The organism is Vibrio sp. V39_P1S14PM300 (genome assembly GCF_009904765.1).
Classification (GTDB): Bacteria; Pseudomonadota; Gammaproteobacteria; order Enterobacterales; family Vibrionaceae; genus Vibrio; species Vibrio proteolyticus.
The window spans coordinates 1-5,922 of record NZ_WXWP01000356.1; the positions used below are offsets into that span (position 1 = coordinate 1).

The 5,922-nt window shown below is 46.8% G+C and carries 7 protein-coding genes; 2 read left to right on the forward strand and 5 right to left on the reverse strand.

The genetic code is table 11. The features are described from left to right. Together CAG65_RS18800 and CAG65_RS18805 are read left to right on the forward strand one after the other, a co-directional pair. Window positions 1-326, forward strand: a 326-nt coding sequence (locus CAG65_RS18800) for a flagellar brake domain-containing protein (protein WP_161454611.1), incomplete at its 5' end; no start/stop codon positions are given. 29 nt (window positions 327-355) lie between these two features. Next, window positions 356-538, forward strand: coding sequence for a hypothetical protein (locus CAG65_RS18805; protein WP_161454612.1), 183 nt, complete (start codon window positions 356-358; stop codon window positions 536-538). Here the strand turns inward: CAG65_RS18805 and luxQ are convergent, their stop codons facing one another. The 5 genes from luxQ to CAG65_RS18830 all read right to left on the reverse strand — a co-directional run bounded on the left by luxQ (window position 539) and on the right by CAG65_RS18830 (window position 5,725). Further along, window positions 539-3,097, reverse strand: coding sequence for a quorum-sensing autoinducer 2 sensor kinase/phosphatase LuxQ (gene luxQ / locus CAG65_RS18810; protein ID WP_161454613.1), 2,559 nt, complete (start codon window positions 3,095-3,097; stop codon window positions 539-541). It lies immediately after the preceding gene. Window positions 3,098-3,100: 3 nt separating this feature from the next. Continuing rightward, window positions 3,101-4,204, reverse strand: coding sequence for an autoinducer 2-binding periplasmic protein LuxP (locus CAG65_RS18815; RefSeq protein ID WP_161454614.1), 1,104 nt, complete (start codon window positions 4,202-4,204; stop codon window positions 3,101-3,103). Between the two features lie 337 nt (window positions 4,205-4,541). Beyond that, window positions 4,542-4,823 carry a GIY-YIG nuclease family protein gene (locus tag CAG65_RS18820; RefSeq protein ID WP_161454615.1) on the reverse strand — a complete coding sequence of 94 codons (282 nt, stop codon included), beginning with the start codon at window positions 4,821-4,823 and terminating at the stop codon, window positions 4,542-4,544. Next, window positions 4,824-5,492, reverse strand: coding sequence for a YceH family protein (locus CAG65_RS18825; protein ID WP_021705236.1), 669 nt, complete (start codon window positions 5,490-5,492; stop codon window positions 4,824-4,826). 35 nt (window positions 5,493-5,527) lie between these two features. After that, a complete protein-coding gene (locus CAG65_RS18830; RefSeq protein WP_021705235.1) occupies window positions 5,528-5,725 on the reverse strand; it encodes a hypothetical protein in 198 nt (65 codons plus the stop codon). Window positions 5,726-5,922 lie beyond the last annotated feature (197 nt).

Sequence of the window (5,922 nt, forward strand, 5' to 3'; positions counted from 1 at the left end):
AGCCTGACGGTTATTTGTTGATCGATTTACCAATGAAAGCGCGTGAAGCGCTGTTAATGCGAAAACTGGAAAACGTATTGATTGTGGTTCGCGGTATCACTCAAACCAAGCTTGGTAACGTGATCGCGTTTAAAACTTCCATCCTGACTCAAACCAACAAACCTGGTTGCTTGCTGTTTCTGAGAATGCCACAGCACTTCGCCTCCAAACCAATACGAGAACATGAGCGCTATAACCTTCATATTCCCGCGACGCTCACCCATAACACAGTGTCTTACGAGTCGCATCTGATTGATTTTTCTGTTTCTGGCTGCGCTTTTTTGTAAAGGGAGAGAACGAGTTAGAAACGCAGAGTATGATTACGGTAGACAGTGAATTGAACGATCTGCTCCCAGAAGATATCCGTTATCAAGTGGTCAGTATCAGCCGATATGCAAACGGGCACCGCTTGGGGATAAAGTTTGAACCCGTACTGGAAATGAGCGACGATCTTCGAACGTGCTTACTTGAAAAAGTCTATGAGCTGGAGTCTGTCTGATCAGCCGTGATAGAACATATTTTTATAATGCACAAACGCCTGATTCAACGCCTTTTCTTTAATCGGTTTGACAATCACATAGTTCGCCCCGGCAGTGAGAAACGCACGCTTGGTATCCATCATACCATCTGCGGTACAGGCGTAGATTGGGATGTCGAGATTCAAATCATCACGAATCATCTTCGTCGCTTCAATCCCCCCCAGATTGGGCAGCTGGTTGTCCATTAGCACCAGATCAATGTGAGGATTCTGCTTTAGATATTCAATCGCCGCCAAACCGTCTTTTACCCATATCACCTCCATCTTGTACTTCTTACAAAATGCCTGCGCAATGAACGCATTGGTGTGATTGTCTTCAACGAGTAAAACTTTTAATTGTCGGTCAAATAACAGCTCCTGATCGCTGACCTGCTCACCGGACTCCTCGACAGAGGAAGCAATACGCATTGGTGTTGGCAGTACAAGTTCAAATCGTGAACCCAGACCTAGCTGACTCGACACTCGTATCTCACCATCCAGTAACTCCATCAGACTCTTGACGATAGCCAGCCCCAATCCACTGCCACCATATTCACGAGTGGTGGTCGATTCAGCCTGAACAAACGGGTCGAAAATCGACTGCAACTGAGATTCTTCTACTCCAATCCCTGTGTCTTCTACCACGATGTTCAGTAGCGATTCACCCTGAGTGCTTTTACTGGCAGAGACATTCACATGCACTTGCCCTTCATGAGTAAACTTGACCGCGTTGCTGACCAGATTGAACAGCACTTGATTGAGTCGGACTTGATCGGTAAACAGCAGTACATCTTCACTCAGATCATTGCTGACTTTGAGGTCAATGTGTTTTTCAAGACACAAGGGAGAGAAGATCTTCTCAACCGATGTAAGTAACTCAACCAAACGGAACTCAGATTTTTGAATATGAAACTTGCCCTGCTCTATTTTGGAGAAATCCAGAATATCATTCAGAACTGCCAACAAGTGTTCACCACTGTTGCACAAAACATTGACCTGCTCGAGCTGATCGCTGTCGCGAACGGAGCTTTTCAGCAGTTGAGAGACACCCAAGATGCCATTGAGCGGTGTGCGTAATTCATGGCTCATTTTGGCCAGAAAATCTGCCCGCACACGAGCCGATTCTTCAGCCTCCTGACGAGCGGCTTCACTCTGTTTCTCTGCTTCAATCAGACTGGTGATGTCTTGCCCTTGTGTAATAATGGTGTGGGTTTTCCCCTGAATCAGGATCGGAGACAGGTTCCACCGGAAAACTTTGTTGCCGAGTGGCAGGTTGATACCCGTCAATGTCGCACCGGTATTACACATCTTGATTTGTGGCATTAGTTTGGAGACCAGCTGCTCGAACGTATCGTCGTCTTCTGAATCAAAATAACTGTGCGCAGCCGGGTTCATTTTTACCACCTGACCATCGCTGTCCCACAAGATAATCGGAGATAAAGAGAACTTGAACAAATCTTCAAAGCGCCGCTCTTGTTCGTACAAACGTTTAAACGCCAACTCCAGCGTCTGGCCAAATTGATGGAACTCTTCAACGTCCGACTCCGGAGAAGGCGCCACAATCTTGTTATCGACCGCATCCTGAGTAAACGTCATCAGTCGGTCGAGTTCATCTGACACCCGCTTATTGAGCCAGAGCCGCGTAAGCGCCGCAAAGATAAAGATGGCAATCAAAACAACAGCAACCCAGAAATAATGACTACTGGCGAGGGCTGAAATCTGAGTGTTGTTCGTGATCGTATAAATGGACAGATACGTCGGTGTGGTGTTGATCAAAAGATCTGTTTTCGACACCACAAAATTGCGGTGCTCCGGACTCTGTGAGTAGTGAGAAAGTACATCAATACCACTGTAGCCAGCCCGATTTGTGATGGTCGAGGCAATAACTTCTGAGCCAACCGACATGATCACGTTGTCCGCTTTCGTACTGTCTCTTAATGTACTGACCAACCCATAGTTGTTGTTCAGGACAATACCGATGTACAGCAACCCCATGACCTCTCCGGTATTCACGTCAATAATCGGCGTTTTTCTCAACATCAGATAACGAGTGCCAAGGGTTGAAGGCACCTGACTCAGATGCCAGTTGCTACTGACGGACATCGCTTTGGCCATCAAAGGCAGTTGCTTGGTATCGATACCGTAAAATTCATGGTTGGCGTCATCCCAGGCAAGTTTTCCATCCTGAATAACAAAACGGAAGTCCGGCACCAACTCAGGAACGGTTTGATCAATACTGGCGAAGAAGGCATCTAAAGTGTCGTAATGACGAGCTCGCAACGCGATGAGCAGGCTATCACTGCGGCTGTATGCATCTTGCTGAACCTGAAGTGCCGTCAGTCGGAAGTCAAAAAAGGATTGCACTAAGCTCGAGGTTTGCTGATTTGATCGTGCAACCTCTTGTGAGATGATCTGTCGGCTGACCTGATAGTTCTGAAACAATACCACCAGAATCAACAGACCATTAATGATAAACACCGAGCGTGTGATTAACGCGGCCAGCCGGTTACGCTTCGGCATCCTTTTAAGACTGAACTTCATGTATTAGTTATCTGAGTAACGAAATGCTCTCGCTTTCAGTTTGTTGATGCGTTGTGCTTTATCTTCAGACGTCACCAATTCAAAATCACCGGAGTAGGCATGAGGTACCGCTTTGCCTTCCAGATCCCATTTGATGGCTTCTGCCATCGCGATACCTGTATCATCGTTCATCCGCATCACCGTGACGTCTAAATCGCCCTTTGCCAGCGCATCCAGTTCAGCAGAGCCGCCGCCCCAACCATTCAGAACGATGTCCTGACGACCAAGATCTTTGAGTGCATCCGCTGCGCCAAGAGCCACATCGGTAGAGCATGCATAAATGAATTTGATGTTCGGATCTTTCTGCACAGCAAGCTTGGCCGTGCTGTAACCGCTTTCTCTGGTCGACTGTGTGTAAAACGACGAACTGAGCGTGTAGTGACGGACGTTGCTCATGGCTTCAATAAACGTATCGCCTCGCGCATCACTCACATAACCTTCCGAAAAATACAAAACGGAGTAAGAGGTGTCCTCGGGGAAACGCTTGAGAAAGTACTGCTCTAACACTTCTGTACCGCGTAAGTGATCAAAACCAACGTAGAGAAACGGCTGACGTCCATCCCAGTTCCTGACGGGAGTCGTGATGTTTTGCAGAATCAGCTTAGTGTCCGTCGAGCCCAATACGTGCTCAACAAACTTGCGGTGCCGGGTCGTGTCTAAGGTGAAGATCAGATAGTCTGATTTGTTTTTTACGGCTTCCATCAACGATAAGCTTTGCTGACGGACATCAATATTTGGTCGGGTAAATACCTGATTGATTTGGTAAGGGATGCCCAGCTTTTCCATACGCATCTCAAATGCTTTGATATTACGCACCCAATAATCGGAGATCTGCTGCCCTGGATAAACAACGGAGATTTTGATCGGTTGATCGACCGTTGCCGTTAGCGGCACGGGAGGCTCACGTACAACGTCCACCAACTGACTGGTCAACGATTTTTGGCGTGGATTGGAATCAAGATAATCCTGATATTGCCAGTAATCGTTGAGAATTTGGGCTGGATTAGAAAAAGTCGGTGAAGAAAATGAGGCTACAGCGGCCAAAGTTATTATTTTGCGTTTTAGCATTGACGTCCTCTTTACGGGTGCAACCGGCCTATCCCACCGGAGAAAGCTACCGCTTTTCATTTATTGTTGAGACGACCAGACAAGAGCGCAATAACCCTATAAAAATTATAGAAATAACGACACTCATGTGCTCACTTAAACTTTAAGTATGGCCTGTCAATACAGAGCTGCAAAGTGAAAATTCGCAAAAGTGAATCACATGCTCAAGTTCTGGGCACTGTGCCACTTTTCTCGACGTAAATGATGAGGAAAGCCACGAGAGAAAGGTGCAATTGATTTTATAATTAACTGAAATAATTAATAAAATTAACCTTTCCCGAACAGATAGATAAGGTATTTATATTAACCCAAGGCACGATAAGGTTACCTGCCCGGTCACCAGTTGTTCTTTTTGCGCTTTAGAAAGTTGCTTGATAGCGTATTCAATTTTGAGCGCTTCGCTCCGTGAATCCGTCAGCTTAACACTCCATTCGAGTGTTAACGGGCCACGACCTTTTAACGCCTTGGCCCCTTGTCCACGACTGTGCTGATCAAAACGTCTGTCGACATCGGTCGTAATGCCGCAATACAGCGCATTAGCTTGCGTTCTGATCAGATAGATATACCACAGACTCGACATTTATTGTGTCAGTGCGTTGACCAGTTCACGCAACTCACTGACTTCAGCCTGAAGTTCAGAAACTTGCTGCTCAAGCGATTCAATTCGCTCTTCGTGTACACTTGCTGACGCTGTTGGTTGGTGTCCACCCGACTGGGCTTGCAACGCTTCTACATCCACCTCACCACAGAACAAATGTTGATAGCGCGATTCCCGTTTGCCAGCTTCACGAGGCAATTTGACCACCAGGGCACCCGCTTCACGACCGGCCATCGCCTCTAACACAGCTTCCACTTCTTTCACATCATTAAAGTGGCACAAGCGATTAGTTCGGGTACGCAGTTCACCAGGCGTTTGCGCTCCGCGAAGTAGCAAGCAGCACACGATCCCTTTTTCTTGCTCATTAAGTTTAAGATCACCAAATTCGGTGTTGCAGAAGCGATGTTGAAACTTATTTGCGCGACTGTTAAAGCCGCTTTCATCACTCACCAGACGGCGCGAAATCAACGCTTCGACGGCATCCTGAACATCAGCGTCAGACAGCGACATCACTGGATCACGGTTGCTTTTCTGGTTACAAGCTGTCGTCAGGCTGTTTAGGGTGAGTGGGTAGTAGTCCGGCGTCGTGACTTCTTTTTCTATCAGACAGCCAATAATTCTGGCTTCAACTGCGCTTAGTTCGATATTCATGGTTCAATCCTTATTCTTCTTTCACCACTTCGCGCCTAATGCTCGCCAAGCAGCGGGACTTTACGCAACTGTCCGTCCTCATCAACAATGACGATGGTCGCTCGATTGAGCTCTATCTCCGTCACCTCCTGACGAGTCCTTTCTGTTTTATAAGCATCGCTCAGCTTTCTGGATTTGTTAGCCGGAGTGGGATTTTTTTCAGATTTGGGAACAATGATCTCTGAGGTCAACATCACTCATTCACATCAGTGTCATTACTAGGAGCCCTAATATAGCGCTACCTCCGACAGAAACAAGTGTTTGCGTGTGAAACACGCTGACTTGCTGATGTATTAAACAATTCCTTAGTTTCTCGCCTATCGCATGGCATATAAAAGTTGTAAACAACCGCGGCTCTCAACGCTATTGATATAAAGAGTATGTATAGAAA

What these genes read in the sequence shown, in the direction of transcription:
- CAG65_RS18830 (WP_021705235.1), bottom strand. Translation starts at nt 5,725, where the DNA reads ATGTTGACCTCAGAGATCATTGTTCCCAAATCTGAAAAAAATCCCACT.
- CAG65_RS18815 (WP_161454614.1), bottom strand. Translation starts at nt 4,204, where the DNA reads ATGCTAAAACGCAAAATAATAACTTTGGCCGCTGTAGCCTCATTTTCT.
- CAG65_RS18805 (WP_161454612.1), top strand. Translation starts at nt 356, where the DNA reads ATGATTACGGTAGACAGTGAATTGAACGATCTGCTCCCAGAAGATATC.
- luxQ (WP_161454613.1), bottom strand. Translation starts at nt 3,097, where the DNA reads ATGAAGTTCAGTCTTAAAAGGATGCCGAAGCGTAACCGGCTGGCCGCG.
- CAG65_RS18825 (WP_021705236.1), bottom strand. Translation starts at nt 5,492, where the DNA reads ATGAATATCGAACTAAGCGCAGTTGAAGCCAGAATTATTGGCTGTCTG.
- CAG65_RS18820 (WP_161454615.1), bottom strand. Translation starts at nt 4,823, where the DNA reads ATGTCGAGTCTGTGGTATATCTATCTGATCAGAACGCAAGCTAATGCG.